The organism is Pseudomonas sp. P4_C8 (genome assembly GCF_056401975.1).
In genome coordinates this window covers 91,318-107,203 of the sequence record NZ_JBFUIH010000012.1, presented here as the reverse complement: position 1 = coordinate 107,203, position 15,886 = coordinate 91,318, and the positions used below count along the sequence as shown (strand labels likewise).

The 15,886-nt window shown below is 58.5% G+C and carries 15 protein-coding genes and 2 pseudogenes; 8 read left to right on the top strand and 9 right to left on the bottom strand.

The window, feature by feature from the left end:
• Positions 1-2: 2 nt before the first annotated feature.
• Complete coding sequence (locus tag AC1DWM_RS10145; protein ID WP_223519184.1) at positions 3-416, bottom strand: hypothetical protein; 414 nt, start codon at positions 414-416, stop codon at positions 3-5.
• A gap of 124 nt (positions 417-540) precedes the next feature.
• Between AC1DWM_RS10145 and earP the strand changes: the two genes are divergently transcribed.
• Both earP and AC1DWM_RS10135 read left to right on the top strand, forming a co-directional pair.
• On the top strand, positions 541-1,683 hold the full coding sequence (earP, locus tag AC1DWM_RS10140) for an elongation factor P maturation arginine rhamnosyltransferase EarP (protein WP_477795126.1): 1,143 nt from the start codon (positions 541-543) through the stop codon (positions 1,681-1,683).
• Positions 1,684-1,731: 48 nt separating this feature from the next.
• On the top strand, positions 1,732-2,301 hold the full coding sequence (locus AC1DWM_RS10135) for an elongation factor P (protein WP_007943632.1): 570 nt from the start codon (positions 1,732-1,734) through the stop codon (positions 2,299-2,301).
• A 193-nt stretch (positions 2,302-2,494) separates the two neighbouring features.
• On the opposite strand, the gene AC1DWM_RS10130 is transcribed toward AC1DWM_RS10135, so the two are convergent.
• From AC1DWM_RS10130 to AC1DWM_RS10120, 3 genes and pseudogenes are all read right to left on the bottom strand, one after another.
• The gene (locus AC1DWM_RS10130) at positions 2,495-2,914 is read right to left on the bottom strand and encodes an organic hydroperoxide resistance protein (RefSeq protein ID WP_223519188.1); all 420 of its coding nucleotides are present in this window, start codon (positions 2,912-2,914) and stop codon (positions 2,495-2,497) included.
• A 350-nt stretch (positions 2,915-3,264) separates the two neighbouring features.
• Positions 3,265-3,726, bottom strand: coding sequence for a MarR family winged helix-turn-helix transcriptional regulator (locus tag AC1DWM_RS10125; RefSeq protein WP_223519190.1), 462 nt, complete (start codon positions 3,724-3,726; stop codon positions 3,265-3,267).
• A 69-nt stretch (positions 3,727-3,795) separates the two neighbouring features.
• Positions 3,796-4,245 (bottom strand): annotated as a pseudogene (locus AC1DWM_RS10120) (LysR substrate-binding domain-containing protein); the annotation flags it as partial.
• Between the two features lie 61 nt (positions 4,246-4,306).
• Here AC1DWM_RS10120 and AC1DWM_RS10115 point away from each other — a divergent pair.
• A complete protein-coding gene (locus AC1DWM_RS10115) occupies positions 4,307-5,056 on the top strand; it encodes a sulfite exporter TauE/SafE family protein (protein ID WP_223519192.1) in 750 nt (249 codons plus the stop codon).
• Here AC1DWM_RS10115 and AC1DWM_RS10110 read toward each other — a convergent pair.
• A complete protein-coding gene (locus AC1DWM_RS10110; protein ID WP_223519194.1) occupies positions 5,046-5,900 on the bottom strand; it encodes a LysR substrate-binding domain-containing protein in 855 nt (284 codons plus the stop codon). The two genes, AC1DWM_RS10115 and AC1DWM_RS10110, sit on opposite strands and share 11 nt — an antisense overlap.
• Positions 5,901-5,996: 96 nt before the next feature.
• On the opposite strand from AC1DWM_RS10110, the gene AC1DWM_RS10105 reads away from it, so the two are divergent.
• The gene (locus tag AC1DWM_RS10105) at positions 5,997-6,212 is read left to right on the top strand and encodes a DUF1127 domain-containing protein (RefSeq protein ID WP_223519196.1); all 216 of its coding nucleotides are present in this window, start codon (positions 5,997-5,999) and stop codon (positions 6,210-6,212) included.
• A gap of 64 nt (positions 6,213-6,276) precedes the next feature.
• Positions 6,277-7,505: pseudogene (locus AC1DWM_RS10100) on the top strand (winged helix-turn-helix domain-containing protein).
• A gap of 106 nt (positions 7,506-7,611) precedes the next feature.
• Here the strand turns inward: AC1DWM_RS10100 and AC1DWM_RS10095 are convergent.
• Positions 7,612-8,958, bottom strand: coding sequence for a class II 3-deoxy-7-phosphoheptulonate synthase (locus AC1DWM_RS10095; RefSeq protein WP_223519200.1), 1,347 nt, complete (start codon positions 8,956-8,958; stop codon positions 7,612-7,614).
• A 166-nt stretch (positions 8,959-9,124) separates the two neighbouring features.
• Between AC1DWM_RS10095 and AC1DWM_RS10090 the strand changes: the two genes are divergently transcribed.
• Complete coding sequence (locus AC1DWM_RS10090; RefSeq protein ID WP_477795125.1) at positions 9,125-9,880, top strand: spermidine synthase; 756 nt, start codon at positions 9,125-9,127, stop codon at positions 9,878-9,880.
• A 111-nt stretch (positions 9,881-9,991) separates the two neighbouring features.
• On the opposite strand, the gene AC1DWM_RS10085 is transcribed toward AC1DWM_RS10090, so the two are convergent.
• The gene (locus AC1DWM_RS10085) at positions 9,992-10,783 is read right to left on the bottom strand and encodes a crotonase/enoyl-CoA hydratase family protein (RefSeq protein ID WP_452625516.1); all 792 of its coding nucleotides are present in this window, start codon (positions 10,781-10,783) and stop codon (positions 9,992-9,994) included.
• Between the two features lie 421 nt (positions 10,784-11,204).
• On the opposite strand from AC1DWM_RS10085, the gene AC1DWM_RS10080 reads away from it, so the two are divergent.
• Positions 11,205-12,878 carry a DEAD/DEAH box helicase gene (locus tag AC1DWM_RS10080; RefSeq protein WP_223519206.1) on the top strand — a complete coding sequence of 558 codons (1,674 nt, stop codon included), beginning with the start codon at positions 11,205-11,207 and terminating at the stop codon, positions 12,876-12,878.
• 187 nt (positions 12,879-13,065) lie between these two features.
• Here the strand turns inward: AC1DWM_RS10080 and AC1DWM_RS10075 are convergent, their stop codons facing one another.
• Positions 13,066-13,833, bottom strand: coding sequence for a DODA-type extradiol aromatic ring-opening family dioxygenase (locus tag AC1DWM_RS10075; RefSeq protein WP_223519208.1), 768 nt, complete (start codon positions 13,831-13,833; stop codon positions 13,066-13,068).
• Positions 13,834-13,936: 103 nt separating this feature from the next.
• Here AC1DWM_RS10075 and AC1DWM_RS10070 point away from each other — a divergent pair, with 103 nt between their 5' ends.
• Entirely contained in the window at positions 13,937-14,593 is a 657-nt protein-coding gene (locus AC1DWM_RS10070; RefSeq protein WP_223519210.1) for a thiopurine S-methyltransferase, read from the top strand.
• A 184-nt stretch (positions 14,594-14,777) separates the two neighbouring features.
• On the opposite strand, the gene htpX is transcribed toward AC1DWM_RS10070, so the two are convergent.
• Positions 14,778-15,668: a protease HtpX gene (gene htpX / locus AC1DWM_RS10065; protein WP_027925729.1), complete on the bottom strand. Its 891-nt coding sequence runs from the start codon at positions 15,666-15,668 to the stop codon at positions 14,778-14,780.
• Positions 15,669-15,886: the final 218 nt, after the last annotated feature.

The window sequence follows — 15,886 nt, the reverse complement described above, 5'->3', positions numbered from 1 at the left end:
GATCAATCGCAGAATTGCAGGACATTGGCGCGGCTTTTTTCGCTCGGTGCCGTTTGGTCCTGCTGCAACCAGAACTGRCATTTTGGATTGGACAGATTGCGGCTGCTGCTACGGGCTTGATCCATTCGTACCTGCTGCTCGTTCTTGCGCAGGTTCTCTTCGTACTGTCCGAATATCGGGCTCTGCGCTGGAATATCCGGCTGCGGCTGTTCAACCACCACCGGCGGCTTGGCCAGTTGCTCCACGGCAGCCGCCAGCGGTGCCAATTGCTCTTTGAAAAGCAGCGCAGAGGCGAGCCAGCAGGTCAGCGCGATAACGAGAAATCCCAGCCATAAACCGAGGGCAATGCTGCCGGTCAGTTGCAGGGCATTGAGCTGGATCGGCAACGAGCGGCGCGGCTTGGGACGGTAGGGCATGGCTGCCTCCTGGCGGATGGTCACGGGTGAATGGCGATTGTCGCACGAAGATTAATCGCCGTCGGCTCTTCTGCACGAGGTAATTTATGCGGACAATCGGCGCCTTTGCCAACGGGAACCTGGAATGCCTGAACTGAAAACCCGCTGGGATATTTTTTGCACCGTGGTCGACAACTTTGGCGACATCGGCGTGACCTGGCGCCTGGCTCGACAACTGGTGGCCGAGCACCCCATCGACGTACGTTTGTGGGTCGATGACCTGCGCGCCTTCGAGCGTCTGTGTCCCGAGATCGATATCCATGCCGCGCAGCAATGGCATGCCGGTGTTGAAGTGCGCCAATGGCCAGCCGAGTGGTTGGCTACCGACGCGGCGGATGTGGTCATTGCCGCGTTCGCCTGTCAGTTGCCGAGTGCCTACATGGACGCCATGGCCGGGCGGGTAAAGCCGCCGCTGTGGATGAACCTCGATTACCTGAGCGCCGAAGACTGGGTAATCGGTTGCCACGGTTTGCCGTCGGTCAAATACAAAACGGTGCAGAAGTATTTCTTCTTCCCGGGATTCCAGCCGGGCACCGGAGGTCTGATGCGTGAAAGTGGACTGCTTGAACGCCGTCGGCAGTTTCAGCAAAGTCCCGAGGTACAACGAGCGTTCCTTCAAGGATTGGGCATTGATCGTGCCGCGAATGCGCAATTGATCTCGCTGTTTGCCTATGAGAATGCCGGGTTGTCGAGTTGGCTGGATGTGCTGGCCGCCGATTCAACGCCTACGCATTTACTGGTGCCCGAAGGGCGGATTCTCGGCGATGTCGAACGCTGGCTCGGCGTTGAAGGATTAGCCGGGGGGGCGCTGCATGTCTGTGACGGCTTGACCGTCCAGGTGCTGCCGTTCGTCAGACAGGATCAATACGATCAGTTGCTCTGGTGCTGCGATTTCAACGCCGTGCGCGGTGAAGATTCATTTGTTCGTGCCCAATGGGCGGGCCGGCCAATGCTCTGGCACATCTATCAGCAGGAGGAAGACATCCATCTGGACAAGCTCGATGCGTTCCTCGCGCTGTACACAAAAGGCCTGTCCGAGCCTGCCAGCCAGGCGATCAACGGTCTTTGGCGCGCGTGGAATGCGGGTCATGATATGTCTGACCACTGGCGCACGGCCCGCAAACACTGGCCAGAGCTGCAAAAACACGCCGAGGCGTGGTGTCTGGAACAAGCCTTGCAGGCCGATCTTGCCGCGGCGCTGGTACAGTTTTATGTAAATTGGATATGATACGCGGCCTAGATTTTTGTAAATCCCATCCAAATTCGGATATTCGCAATGAAAACTGGTAAAGAACTGAAACCCGGTACCGTGATCCGTCTCGAAAACGATCCTTGGCTGGTTCAGAAAGCTGAATTCACCAAGTCGGGTCGTAACAGCGCGATCATGAAGACCAAGCTGAAAAACCTGCTGACCGGTTACAAGACCGAGATCGTTTACAGCGCCGACGACAAACTGGACGACGTAATCCTCGACCGCAAAGAAGCGACCCTGTCCTTCATCAGCGGCGACACCTACACGTTCATGGACACCACTGACTACACCATGTACGAGCTGAACGCTGAAGACATCGAAGCTGTTCTGCCTTTCGTTGAAGAAGGCATGACCGATGTTTGCGAAGCGATCTTCTTCGAAGAGCGTCTGGTATCCGTAGAACTGCCGACCACCATCGTGCGTCAGGTTGACTACACCGAAGGTTCCGCTCGCGGCGACACTTCCGGCAAGGTGATGAAGCCTGCCAAACTGAAGAACGGTACCGAACTGTCGGTAGCTGACTTCATCGAAATCGGCGACATGATCGAGATCGATACCCGCGAAGGCGGTTCCTACAAAGGCCGTGCTAAATAAGCACCGCCTGAGTAATGAAAAAGCCCGACCATTGAGTCGGGCTTTTTTGTGCCTGCAAAAAATCTACACGAACTCTGTAGGAGCACGGCTTGCCGGCGATGGCGTATCCGAGGCCGCTATCGCCGGCAAGCCGTGCTCCTACAGTGGGCGGTGTTACTTCAGGTGTTGCTTGAGCTCTTTGCACCGCTGGCCGTCAGACTGTGACGTGCAGGCGCACATCGACGTTGCCACGGGTGGCGTTGGAGTACGGGCAGACCTGGTGGGCGGCGTCGACCAGGGTTTGCGCATCGGCTTGTTCAAGGCCTGGCAGGCTGATGTGCAGGTCGATGTCCAGACCAAAACCGCCAGGGATTTGGCCGATGCCGACATGAGCAGTGATCGAGGCGTCGTTGGGAATGGTGCGTTTGGTCTGGCTGGCGACGAATTTCAGGGCGCCGATGAAGCAGGCAGAGTAGCCGGCTGCGAACAGCTGCTCAGGGTTGGTCGCTGCACCGCCCGCACCACCGAGTTCTTTCGGGGTGGCGAGTTTGACGTCGAGGATGTTGTCACTGGAAACAGCACGACCATCACGGCCGCCAGTGGAGGTTGCGATTGCGGTGTAGAGAGTTTGCATGGTGTGAGCCTCGTTCGGGTTTTGGTTTTTTGCGCTAAATGTTTGCGCGCTAAGTAAGTGCGAGATGAATGTATCGTGCAAGTATTTAGCTCGCAAGATAAATTTTTGAAAAATTTTGCCTCGAATTGTGGTGAGCGAGGTGAAGGGCTGAGCTAGAGCTGTCGAGGCGGGATTTTCAATAGTGAAAATTTTTCGCGGGAGGGGCGAACGAGGCTGGAAGGGGCAGCACAAAACCAATGTGGGAGTGAGCCTGCTCGCGATAGCGGTGTGTCAGTCAACCATTTTTCAGACTGTCACAACGCTATCGCGAGCAGGCTCGCTCCCACAGGTGATCTAGGTTGATTTGAAGATCAGAGACTATCTTGCAGATTGCTACGCAGCACTTGCAGTTCCGCTTGCAGTTTGTTCAATCGCTCCACCGTCATCCCGCTGGCACCGAGGATGCACTGCGGAATGTTGCGGGCCTTGTCCCGCAAGGCGCGGCCCTGTTCGGTGAGTTCGACGATCACCACTCGTTCGTCTTCGCGGCTGCGGGTGCGGCTGAGCAGACCTTCGACTTCCAGGCGTTTGAGCAGCGGGGTCAGTGAGCCGGGATCGGTCAGCAGTCGCGTGCTGATTTCACCGACGGTCAGACCATCGCGCTCCCACAGCACCATCATCGCCAGGTATTGCGGATAGGTCAGGCCCAGCGCTTGCAGCAGCGGTTTATAGACCTTGGTCATCAGCAGCGAAGTCGAGTGCAGGGCGAAGCAGGCCTGATTATCCAGCAGCAGGTGTTCGCAGTTATCCAGGGTGTCGCGTTCGGTGGTCATTTCAAAAGCCTTGATCGGTAATCCTCAGAATCTAGCGGGCGAATCTTTAATGCGCCAGATAATTCTGGACTAGTGGCGATCCAGGGTGTTTTGCAGCGCCAGATCCCACGGCGGGACAGGGCTGAAGCGTGTCTTCAGGTATTCCAGCAACAAGCGGCTGCGCGAGTTGGGCTGTTGCGCCAGTCGCAAGGCATAGATGCCGGCGGTTTCCGGTGTTGGCAGGCCGTTTTCGCAAAACAGCGGCAGCAGTTCTCCTCGCAGAAGGTATTCGCTCGCCAGCCAGGTCGGCAGGTGGGCGATACCCAGCCCGGCCAAAGCGCCACAAACCAGCGCTTCGGCATTGTTGGCGCTCATGYGGATCCGCGCCGGGCGGTGCAAATGCATCTGGCCATCGCGTTCGAAGCGCCAGGCGAAGGGCGGGGCCAGGCCATCCCAATCGAGGCCGTCGTGATCGACTAGCTGCGCCGGCTCGGTCGGTACGCCGCGGCGTTGCAAATAGTCCGGGATGGCGCAGGCAAGTGCGTTTCCGCGCCATCGCCGCCTGCGTAGGATGAACACCCTGACAAAAGGGAAATCGCCTGTGATCGAGTTCGTGATGTACCTGGTATTTGGCGTGGCTCTGGGCACCCTGGGCGGGTTGTTCGGCATCGGCGGCGGCTTGATCGCGATTCCACTGCTGGGCGTACTGTTCGGGCTCGATCAGCAAATCGCCCAAGGTACGGCGCTGGTTATGGTGGTGCCTAACGTTATGCTGGCGCTGTGGCGCTATCACCAGCGCAATCGCATTGAGTTGCGCCACGCGTTGCCCTTGGCGTCGATGGGCTTCTGCTTTGCCTGGATCGGATCGATCTGGGCGGTCGGCATCGACGCGCAAACCATGCGAATCGGCTTTGTCGCGTTTCTGGTGGCCCTGTCGGCCTACAACCTGGTGCGCATGTTTATCGCCAACACACCGGCCTCTGCGCAGATGCATTACGCATGGCCATGGCTGGGTGTGCTCGGAGCGGCCTCCGGGACCATGGGCGGTTTGTTTGGTGTGGGCGGGGCCGTGGTGGCGACACCGGTGTTGACCAGTGTGTTTGGCACCAGCCAAGTGGTGGCCCAAGGGTTGTCGCTGGCGCTGGCGTTACCCAGCACGGGCGTCACCCTGGTGACTTACGCGGTGCACCATCAGGTGGACTGGCTGATTGGAGTGCCATTGGCCATTGGCGGATTGATGAGCATCAGTTGGGGGGTGAAGATCGCCCACGCCCTGCCGGAGCGACTGCTGCGCGGGTTGTTCTGCGGCTTTCTGGTGTTCTGCGCGGTGATGCTCGCGTTTAAAGCTTGAAGCCTTCGACGATGTGCTCGGCCAGGCACTCGGTGATCGGTGACGGGTTGTGCAGGTTGCGCACGAGCATGATGCAGGCTTCCGGCAACTGCGGCAGGCCTTCGGCGTCACCGAGGATGCGCATGTCCGGGGTGATCAGGCTTTCCAGTTGCGCGGTCACCGCCAACCCGGCGCTGACCACGGCCATCAACGCCGACAGGCTCGAACTGTTGTAGGCAATGCGGTAGTCGCGGCCCAGCGCATCCAGCGCATTGCACGCCCACAACCGGCAGAAACAATCACTGTTGAACATCGCCAGAGGCAACGGCGTCTGCTCATGGGCGCTGTAGCATTGCGCCTCGGCCCAGACAAAACGTTCCTTGCGCAGCAACTGGCCAATCTCGGTGCCGGGCTCGCGGGTGACGATGGACAGGTCGAGATCCTGACGTTGCAGCAATTGTTTTGATGATTCGCAGTGAACTTCGATCTGGATCAGTGGATAGCTCTTGGCGAAGCGCGACAAAATCCCCGGCAGAAAACGCATCACGTAATCGTCCGGCGTACCGATGCGCACGGTGCCGACCATGTGCGGCTCACGCAGCGTGTTGAAAACTTCGCTGTGGAGTTTGAGGATGCGCCGCGCATACCCCAGCAAAACCTGGCCTTCGGCGGTCAGTTTGACCTGTCGCCCATCGCGTTCGAACAACTGGCGCTGCAACACGTCCTCTTCCAGACGTTTCATCTGCATGCTCACCGCCGACTGCGTGCGATTGACCAATTCACCGGCACGGGTAAAACCGCCCTGGTCGGCGATGGCGACAAAGGTACGCAGCACATCCGTATCGATACTGGGGAAAGCCGACATCCATCAATCTCCGAGATGGTTACCATCAGAAACATTCGTTGGATTGATCTTATCGCTGGGGCGAGACTTGGGCCATCCCCAACGGAGGACAACAAGATGAAAGGTCATAACGAGCATGTAACGGAACAAAAATTTTCAACCCACGTGGTATCTGATCTGCTGCACAAGTTTAGTCGCTGGTACGAACTTCATCGTGAGCGCGAGCTGCTGGCGAGTTTGAGCGATGAAGCACTGAAGGACATCGGCATGAGTCGCGCCGATGTTGAACATGAATCGGTCAGACCGTTCTGGGATGATCCGATGCATAAATGATGAGGCCATTGCTACACAAACCCCTCTTTGGTGAGGTAGGTTGCGAGCAGACACGGAGGTATTCATGCCCGCAACGTTGTCCTTTTCCAATAAACAGGCTCGACGTCTGGCACTGGCTGCCCAAGGGTTCAACGGGCGCCAGTCGCCAGCGGCGATCAAACCGGTTCAACTCAACCGGCTGATCGAACGGCTGGGCATTTTGCAGATCGATTCGGTCAATGCGTTGGTGCGTTCGCACTACCTTCCCTTGTTTTCCCGCCTCGGTAACTACTCCTCTGATTTGCTCGACCAGGCCGCCTGGAGTCAGGGCCGGCGTCGCACTCTGTTTGAATATTGGGGCACGAAGCGTCGTTGCTGCCGTTGTCGATGTATCCCCTGATGCGCTGGCGCATGCAGCGCGCGAGTCGCGGCGAAGACATCTATCAGCAACTGGCGCGTTTCGGACGCGAACAGCAGGACACGATTCGCCGGGTGCTGGCGTCGGTCGAAGAACTCGGCGCGCTGGGTGCCGGGAGTCTATCGACCCGTGAGGAGCGGGCCGGGCCGTGGTGGGACTGGAGCGCGGAAAAGCATGCTTTGGAATGGTTGTTTGCCGCCGGTGAAGTGACGGTGGCGGGGCGCAGGGGGTTCGAACGACTTTATGATTTGCCGGAGCGGGTAATTCCTTCGGCCATTTTGCAGCAACCCTTGCTCAGTGAGGCCGAGGCACAACGCGGGTTGTTATTGCACGCGGCGATGGCGTTGGGTGTCGGCACGGAAAAGGATTTGCGGGACTATTTTCGCTTGAGCCCGGCAGACAGTCGTCCGCGTCTGGCTGAACTGGTCGAGGCGGGGGAGTTGCTGACCTGCGAAGTGCAATGCTGGCGGCAACCGGCGTATTGCCTGCCCGAGCCGAAAGTACCGCGCAAGGTCGAGGCCAGTGCGTTGCTTTCACCGTTTGATTCGCTGGTGTGGGAACGCAGTCGTACCGAGCGCCTGTTCGATTTCCGCTATCGGCTGGAGATTTACACACCGCAGGACAAGCGGGTTTTCGGCTATTACGTGTTGCCGTTTTTGCACAACGAACGGATTGCCGCGCGGGTGGATCTGCGGGCGGAAAGAGCGTTGGGGCGGTTGGCGGTGCACGCGGTACATGAGGAAGAGCCGGGGCTGGATGACGAAGGGATGCAGGCTTTGGCGGTCAATTTGCGGCGGATGGCGGATTGGTTGGGGCTTGAGCAGGTGCAGTTGAATTGCCCGAGAGCGAGTGCGGCGAGATTGCGGGTGGCGTTGGTGCAGTTCAGTGGTGTTTAAGATGACGCCATCGCGAGCAAGCTTTGCTCCTACGGATTGAGGTCGTTCAGGCGAACAACACACAACCTGTAGGAGCAAGGCTTGCCCGCGATGGGCTCAACGCGATTTAGCGCCGAACCTGCTTCAGGGTTTCAGCAATCAAAAACGCCAATTCCAGCGACTGATCAGCATTCATCCGCGGATCGCAATGGGTGTGATACCGGTCCGACAATCCGTCTTCAGTAATCGGCCGCGCCCCACCAATGCATTCGGTCACATTCTGCCCGGTCATCTCGATATGGATACCGCCGGCATAACTGCCTTCCGCCTGGTGAACCTGGAAGAACTGCTTCACCTCGCCAAGGATCTGCGCGAAGTCGCGGGTCTTGTAGCCGCTGCTGGCCTTGATGGTGTTGCCGTGCATCGGGTCGGAACTCCAGAGCACTTGCTTGCCTTCGCTTTGTACGGCGCGAATCAATGCCGGCAGGTGATCGCCGACCTTGTTGGCGCCCATGCGCGCAATCAGGTTCAGGCGACCCGGATCGTTGTCCGGGTTCAGCACGTCGATCAGACGAATCAGGTCTTCAGGGTTCATGCTCGGACCGACCTTGACCCCGATCGGGTTATTCACCCCGCGCAGGAATTCGACGTGTGCGCCATCGAGTTGACGGGTGCGGTCGCCGATCCACAGCATGTGCGCCGAGCAATCGTAGTAATCGTTGGTCAGGCTGTCGCGCCGCACGAAGGCTTCTTCGTAGTTCAGCAGCAGTGCTTCGTGGGCGGTGAAGAAGCTGGTCTCGCGCAGTTGCGGTGAGCTGTCCATGCCGCAGGCGCGCATGAACGCCAGGGTTTCATCGATGCGGTTGGCCAAGTGGCTGTATTTTTCTGCCAGTGCCGAGTTGGCGATGAAGTCCAGGTTCCACTTGTGCACCTGATGCAGGTCGGCAAACCCGCCTTGAGCGAATGCGCGCAGTAAGTTCAGGGTCGCGGTGGACTGGTGGTAGGACTGCAGCAGGCGTTCCGGGTCCGGCACGCGGCTTTTTTCGTCGAAACCGATGCCGTTGACGATGTCGCCACGGTAGGCGGGCAGGGTCACGCCGTCGATGGTTTCGTCATTGGCTGAGCGCGGTTTGGCGAACTGACCGGCCATGCGCCCGACCTTGACCACCGGGCAACCGGCGGCGAATGTCATGACGATGGCCATTTGCAGCAGGACTTTAAACGTGTCACGAATTTTCGCGGCGGAGAACTCGGCAAAGCTCTCGGCGCAATCGCCACCTTGCAACAGAAACGCGCGCCCTTGGGTCACTTCGGCAAACTGACGGCGCAACTCCCGGGCCTCACCGGCAAACACCAACGGCGGATAACTGGCCAGGGTTTGCTCGACCTGCTGCAAATGCGCGGCGTCGGGGTAGTGGGGTTGTTGCTGGATCGGCAGGGCGCGCCAGCTGTCAGGGCTCCAGGGTTGGCTCATCACGTTCTCTAGTGTTTTACGCTCGGACGGTTATGTTATCAGCAATTAGTGCGTGACCTGTTCCCGTCGCTTCGCGGACAATCGCGCCTTTGCCGCGCCCGCTCGCGGTTTTATTGCGCTGCTGTTTATTTATCACATGCCGGCGCGGCAACGATCAGGAGACGAAATGACTGAGGAGCGCGTCGAGCATCTGCTCGCCGAGGTACAGGATGAGTTCGGCGTGATACGCGTGCTGGAAGTGGCCGATTACCGTTTTCTGGAGTTCGGCGATGCAATCGAGCAAAGCTGCGTCTTTACCGCTGATCCGAGCTGGCTCGAGTACGACTATACCCGGGCGATGCTGATCGGTGCGCTGTGTCACGAGCAGCCGGAAAGCGCGCTGTTTCTGGGGCTTGGCGCGGGCACGCTGACCCAGGCGTGTCTCAAGTTTTTGCCGCTTGAAGACGTCGAGGCGATTGAATTGCGCCCCGACGTGCCACGTCTGGCCATCGAATACCTCGGGCTGGATGACGATCCCCGGCTGTACATCCGCGTCGGTGATGCGCTGGAGCTACTCGATACCGCTGAGCCGGCGGACCTGATCTTCGTCGACCTTTATACCGATGTCGGGCCGGGTGTCGGGCATCTGGCCTGGAGCTTTCTGGAAAACTGTCAGAAACGCCTGAATCCGGGTGGCTGGCTGGTGATCAACCAATGGGCCACCGATGATGGCAAACCATTGGGTGCCGCGTTGTTGCGTGGGCTTTATCACCGGCATTACTGGGAGTTGCCGGTGAAGGAGGGCAATGTGATTCTGATCGTGCCGTCGGGGCTGGATCAGGAACTGGATATGGACGGGCTTGTTGCTCGGGCTGAAGGGCTGGCACCGCAATTGGGGTATTCGTTGCAGTCGTTGATCAAGGCGATTCGCCCGGCGACTTGATGTGTTGTCTTTAATGGCCTCTTCGCGGGCAAGCCTTGCTCCTACAAGGGTTACGCACAACCTGTAGGAGCAAGGCTTGCCCGCGAAGAGGTCCTCAAAGCCAACACAAAACTAAAGCCCTTTGAAGATGCCCGGCCGTTTTTCGACCATCGACCGCACCCCCTCCTTGGCATCCTCACTCGCCATCAACTTCTTCACCAGTGGCGGCAACGCCTGCGCCGCTGCGGTTTCCCCTTCATAACGTGCCTGACGCGCAGACATCAGCGTCGCCTGCACGCCAAGCGGCGCCTGGCTGGCAATCCGTTCGGCCAATTCAATTGCCCGTGGCAGCAGATCCTCGCTGGCCATGACTTCCTGCACCAATCCCAGATGCAACGCATCATGCGCATCGAACTCGTCACCGGTCAGCAGCCAACGCATCGCATTGCCCCAGCCAGCCACCTGGTGCAGACGCAATGTCGCGCCGCCGAACGGGAAAATACCGCGCTGCACTTCTTTCTGGGCGAATCGGGTATTGCTGGCGCACAGGTTGATGTCGGCGGCCAGCATCAATTCGATGCCGATGGTCAGGCAGTAGCCCTGCGCGGCCACAATCACCGGTTTGCTGACTCGGGGGCCGGCAAAAACACCCCACGGATCGCAGCCCCCCGGCGGTGCTTGCCAGCCTTCGGCCAATGCCGCGCTGGCGCTGACCAGGTCGAGCCCAGCGGTGAAATGTTCGCCATGGCCGAACACCACTGCGACCCGCGCGTCGATGTCAGCCTCGAACTCGCCATAGGCCAGACTCAGTTCGTTGAGCAGCTCAAGGTCGAAGGCATTGCGCTTGGCCACCCGGTCTAGGCCGATCATCAGGACATGACCGTGTCGTTCGCGGGTGACACGACTGCAAGCGGGCTGATTCATGGAGCAAATCCTCGGGCGGGAAGGGGGTGTCAGACCGCAGGACTACCTGATAACGATGAACCGTTTTAGCGCCATCGCCAGCAGGGCCGGGCCTTTGAAAAATAGACCGTTGCACGATTATCCGCAAAGCCTGTGACACAACGGTGTATCCGTCAGTTTTCCGACAAATAATGCTCCCTTTTTGGGCGAATTCCGGTATAGTGCGCGCCGGCCTTTAACCGGGCCGCGTTTAGGTAGCGCAATTCCCCGAAGTCAGCTTCGGCTGCACGTCCGCACAGCGGACTCTCCCTTGACGAATCTTTTTCATTCATTCGTTTTCGCAAATCCCCGCCGACAAAGCAGCCAGGGCGACTCTTGAGTCTTACACGGCATGCGCAGCTTTGGAGCATGGGTCTTTGCGGATGCACTTAGAGGCAGACCCATGACCCAGGAAACCGGCGGCTTCGCCGCTTTTAATCTTAATCCGAATATTCTTGCAGCCGTCATTGCGACTGGCTACGAAGAGCCTTCGGCTATTCAGCAGCAATCGATCCCGATCATCATGGCCGGCCAAGACATGATTGGCCAGGCGCAAACCGGTACCGGTAAAACCGCCGCGTTCGCCTTGCCTATCCTGCATTGCATCGATCCTGCCAAGCGCGAGCCGCAAGCCCTGATCCTGGCGCCAACCCGTGAGTTGGCGCTGCAAGTAGCAACCGCTTTCGAAACCTACGCCAAGCAAATGCCGGGCGTTACCGTTGTGGCCGTTTACGGCGGCGCCCCTATGGGTCCACAACTGAAAGCAATCCGTAATGGCGCACAGATCGTTGTCGCCACTCCGGGCCGTCTGTGCGACCACCTGCGTCGTGACGAAAAAGTCCTGTCGACCGTGAACCACCTGGTTCTCGACGAAGCGGACGAAATGCTCAAACTGGGTTTCATGGACGACCTCGAAGTTATCTTCAAGGCCTTGCCTGCAACCCGTCAGACCGTATTGTTCTCGGCCACCCTGCCGCAGTCGATCCGTGCCATTGCCGAACGCCATCTGCGCGATCCGCAACACGTGAAGATCCAGACCAAGACTCAGACCGTTACCGCGATCGAACAGGCTCACCTGTTGGTTCACGCTGACCAGAAGACCTCGGCTGTATTGAGCCTGCTGGAAGTGGAAGATTTCGACGCCCTGATCATGTTCGTGCGCACCAAGCAAGCGACCCTGGACCTGGCCAGTGCCCTGGAAGCCAAAGGCTACAAAGCTGCTGCGCTGAACGGTGACATTGCTCAGAACCAGCGTGAGCGCGTTATCGACTCCCTCAAGGATGGCCGTCTGGACATCGTTGTGGCGACCGACGTTGCCGCTCGTGGTCTGGACGTTCCGCGCATCACTCACGTGTTCAACGTTGACATGCCGTACGATCCGGAATCCTACGTTCACCGTATCGGCCGTACCGGCCGTGCCGGTCGCGAAGGTCGTGCATTGCTGCTGGTGACTCCGCGTGAGCGCCGCATGCTGCAAGTGATCGAGCGTGTAACGGGTCAAAAAGTTGCCGAAGTTCGCCTGCCGGACGCTCAGGCTGTTCTCGATGCCCGCATCAAGAAACTGACCAACAGCTTGTCGCCGCTGGTTGCCGATGCCGAATCGACTCACGGTGATCTGCTGGATCGTCTGACTGCCGATATCGGTTGCACCCCGCGTGCACTGGCCGCTGCTCTGCTGCGCAAGGCAACCAACGCTCAGGCGCTGACCCTGGCCGCGATCGAGAAAGAACGTCCATTGGTGCCGAACAACGCACCGCGTGGCGATCGTCCAGAGCGTACCGGTGATCGTCCGGACCGTGGTGATCGTGAGCGTCGTGCTCCGGTTCCATTGGCCGAAGGTCGTGCTCGTTGCCGTACCGCGCTGGGTGCGCGTGATGGTATCGCTGCCAAGAACCTGCTGGGCGCCATCCTGAACGAAGGTGGTCTGGCTCGTGAAGCCATCGGTCGCATCCAGGTGCGCGACAGCTTCAGCCTCGTCGAGTTGCCGGAAGATGGTCTGGAGAAGCTCCTGACCAAACTGAAGGACACTCGCGTTGCCGGTAAGCAGTTGAAGCTGCGTCGCTATCGCGAAGATTAATCCGCTCTTGAGCTGATTGATTGCGCATAAAAAATCCCCGACTGGTTCGGGGATTTTTTTTGCCTGCTTATTGGTGCTGGGCTTTCGAGCGGAGTCGCGCCCATCGCGAGCAGGCTCGCTCCCACCTTGAAGTGCGTTTCCCTGTGGGAGCGAGCCTGCTCGCGAAGGGGGCAACTCGGTCTACCGGTCAGCCAAAGCGATAAATGTCCATACCCAGCGCACCCATGGTGAAACCCTGGTGGGCAATGCTGAACTCACCCCCAGCCCCGCGAGCAAAGTACAACGGCAACAAATGCTCATCACTTGGGTGATTGCGCACGGCATTCGGCGCTTGCTGACGATAATCGTGCAGCGCCGCTCCGTCGTTGGCCGCGAGTTTCTCGATCATCCAGTCGCGGAAAGATTTGGCCCACGGCTCGACGCTTTCCGGGCCCGCGTGCCAATCCAGTTCACGCAGGTTGTGCGTGATGCTGCCAGAGCCGATCAACAGCACGCCGTGCTCACGCAGGCTGGCCAAGGCATGGCCGACGCGGGTTTGCAGGGCAGGGCCGCCACGCGTGGGCAGCGAGACTTGCACAACGGGGATATCGGCTTGCGGATACATCAACGTCAAAGGCACCCAGACACCGTGGTCGAACGGGCGCTTGGCATCGATGCGTGCTGGCAGATCGGCGGCCTTCAGTAATTCGACAACCTCCGCCGCCAATTGGGGATTGCCGGGTGCCGGGTATTGAACGTCGAACAGCGCCTGTGGAAAGCCACCGAAGTCGTGCCAGGTTTCCGGCTGGGGATTGCCGCTGACCAGCAGCTCATTGCTTTCCCAATGCGCAGATACAATCACGATGGCTTTTGGTTTCGGCAGTTCGGCGGCCAATCGAGCGAGAGCCGGCCCGCTGGCCCCCGGTTCCAGTGCCAGCATGGGGGAGCCATGGGATATGTACAGGCTGGGGAACATGAAAGAGCTCCTGAGGGGTAAGATGGCGTCATCTTCAGTCAGATCATTGATCTAAATCTAATATAAGTTTTAGGGTCTTTTGATCGAATTTTCGGGATTAATTATGCAGCCGGAGTTTTGGCACAAACGATGGGCGTCGAATCAGATCGGCTTTCATCTGCCGGAGGTGAATCCTCATCTGCAGCGTTTCTGGCCACAATTGGGTCTGGAAGACGGCGCGCGCGTACTGGTGCCGCTGTGTGGAAAGAGTCTGGATTTGTTGTGGCTTGCACGCGAAGGCCATGAGGTATTGGGCGTTGAGCTCTCGGAAAAGGCCATTGAGGATTTCTTCAATGAGCATCAGTTTGATCCTGACGTCAGTGAGCAAGGGCCTTTCAAGGTTTACCGCGCGGGTTCTATCGAGTTGTGGTGTGGTGATTTTTTCGAATTGACGGCCGGTGATGTCGCCGACTGCAGCGCACTGTACGACCGCGCCGCGTTGATTGCCTTGCCACCGAAAATGCGTGAGCAGTACGCCGCGCACCTGACGCGGATTTTGCCGAAGGAGTCGCTGGGGTTGTTGATTACCCTGGACTACGACCAGACGCAAATGGACGGCCCGCCGTTTGCTGTGCTGGATGACGAAGTAAAGCGGTTGTTCGGTGGATCGTGGGCACTGAAGATCCTGGAAGATCAGGATGTTCTGAGTGCGAGCGGGAAATTCCTGGAGGCGGGTGTCACTCGGCTTGAGGAGCGGGTGTATCGGGTTTCCAGCAGTTAAATTTCGCTGAGTTTGCTGGCCCCTTCGCGAGCAGGCTCGCTCCCACATTGGAATGCATTCCCCTGTGGGAGCGAGCCGGCTCCGGGCGGCGTTCCGACGATGAGGGCCGGAAGAACACTGAATCAATGCAGTAAATAAAAAAAGGCCCGCATCACTGCGGGCCTTCTTTTTTATTGCTGAACAATCAGCGCTGAAGTCGATGCAGCGCGTTGATACGCTCTTCCAGCGGTGGGTGGCTCATGAACATCCGGGCGAACCCTTGCTTGATGCCACCGTTGATGCCAAAGGCGTTCAGGGTGTCCGGCATGTGCACCGGTAGGCCCTGTTCGGCACGCAGGCGTTGCAATGCGCCGATCATCGCGGCAGTACCGGCCAGGCGTGCACCGGCTTCGTCGGCACGGAATTCACGCTTGCGCGAGAACCACATGACGATGGAGCTGGCCAGAATGCCCAGGACCAGTTCGGCGAAGATGGTTGCCACGTAGTAGGCAATACCCTGGCCTTCTTCGTTCTTGAAGATCACCTTGTCGACAAAGTTGCCGATGATCCGTGCGAAGAACATCACAAAGGTGTTCACCACGCCTTGAATCAACGCCAGGGTGACCATGTCGCCATTGGCCACGTGGCCAATTTCGTGAGCCAAAACGGCTTTCACTTCATCTGGCGAGAAACGCTCCAACAAGCCTTGGCTGACCGCGACCAGTGCGTCGTTCTTGTTCCAGCCTGTGGCGAACGCGTTCGCCTCGTAGGCCGGGAAGATCCCGACTTCAGGCATCTTGATCCCTGCTTCCCGGGACAATTGCTCGACGGTTTGCAGCAGCCATTGCTCGTGACGGGTACGCGGCTGGGTGATGATCTGGGTGCTGGTGCTCATCTTCGCCATCCACTTGGAGATGAACAGCGAGAACAGCGAACCGGCAAAACCAAAGACCGCACAGAAAATCAGCAGCTGATTGAGGTTCAGATCAACCCCGTTGGCCGCCATGAACCCGTTGAAGCCGAAAAGGCTCAAGGTGATGCTGGCAATCAGCACGACCGCCAGGTTAGTGGCCAAAAACAGCAGGATGCGCATCATGGTTGTAGAAATCTCCTTTTGCTAAAGATGTAGCGTACTGCGGGGTATATAAGGTGATGTATCGGGCTATTCAACCGGGTGACTATTTCAAACTGTTTCCTACGGCAACAGTGTAGTCGCTTGCAGGGCATTTCCGACGCTGGCATGGGACGGGTTTGACAGGCACAGCGCTGGGCAAGCCCCTGTGGTTGTTAGGCGCGAGCACCCAACAAGTGATC

Coding starts and splice junctions, on each gene's coding strand:
- AC1DWM_RS10110 (WP_223519194.1), bottom strand. CDS start 5,900: ATGTCGGCTTTCCCCAGTATCGATACGGATGTGCTGCGTACCTTTGTC.
- AC1DWM_RS10080 (WP_223519206.1), top strand. CDS start 11,205: ATGACCCAGGAAACCGGCGGCTTCGCCGCTTTTAATCTTAATCCGAAT.
- AC1DWM_RS10070 (WP_223519210.1), top strand. CDS start 13,937: ATGCAGCCGGAGTTTTGGCACAAACGATGGGCGTCGAATCAGATCGGC.
- AC1DWM_RS10095 (WP_223519200.1), bottom strand. CDS start 8,958: ATGAGCCAACCCTGGAGCCCTGACAGCTGGCGCGCCCTGCCGATCCAG.
- AC1DWM_RS10105 (WP_223519196.1), top strand. CDS start 5,997: ATGAAAGGTCATAACGAGCATGTAACGGAACAAAAATTTTCAACCCAC.
- earP (WP_477795126.1), top strand. CDS start 541: ATGCCTGAACTGAAAACCCGCTGGGATATTTTTTGCACCGTGGTCGAC.
- AC1DWM_RS10085 (WP_452625516.1), bottom strand. CDS start 10,783: ATGAATCAGCCCGCTTGCAGTCGTGTCACCCGCGAACGACACGGTCAT.
- AC1DWM_RS10125 (WP_223519190.1), bottom strand. CDS start 3,726: ATGACCACCGAACGCGACACCCTGGATAACTGCGAACACCTGCTGCTG.
- AC1DWM_RS10090 (WP_477795125.1), top strand. CDS start 9,125: ATGACTGAGGAGCGCGTCGAGCATCTGCTCGCCGAGGTACAGGATGAG.
- AC1DWM_RS10135 (WP_007943632.1), top strand. CDS start 1,732: ATGAAAACTGGTAAAGAACTGAAACCCGGTACCGTGATCCGTCTCGAA.
- AC1DWM_RS10130 (WP_223519188.1), bottom strand. CDS start 2,914: ATGCAAACTCTCTACACCGCAATCGCAACCTCCACTGGCGGCCGTGAT.
- htpX (WP_027925729.1), bottom strand. CDS start 15,668: ATGATGCGCATCCTGCTGTTTTTGGCCACTAACCTGGCGGTCGTGCTG.
- AC1DWM_RS10075 (WP_223519208.1), bottom strand. CDS start 13,833: ATGTTCCCCAGCCTGTACATATCCCATGGCTCCCCCATGCTGGCACTG.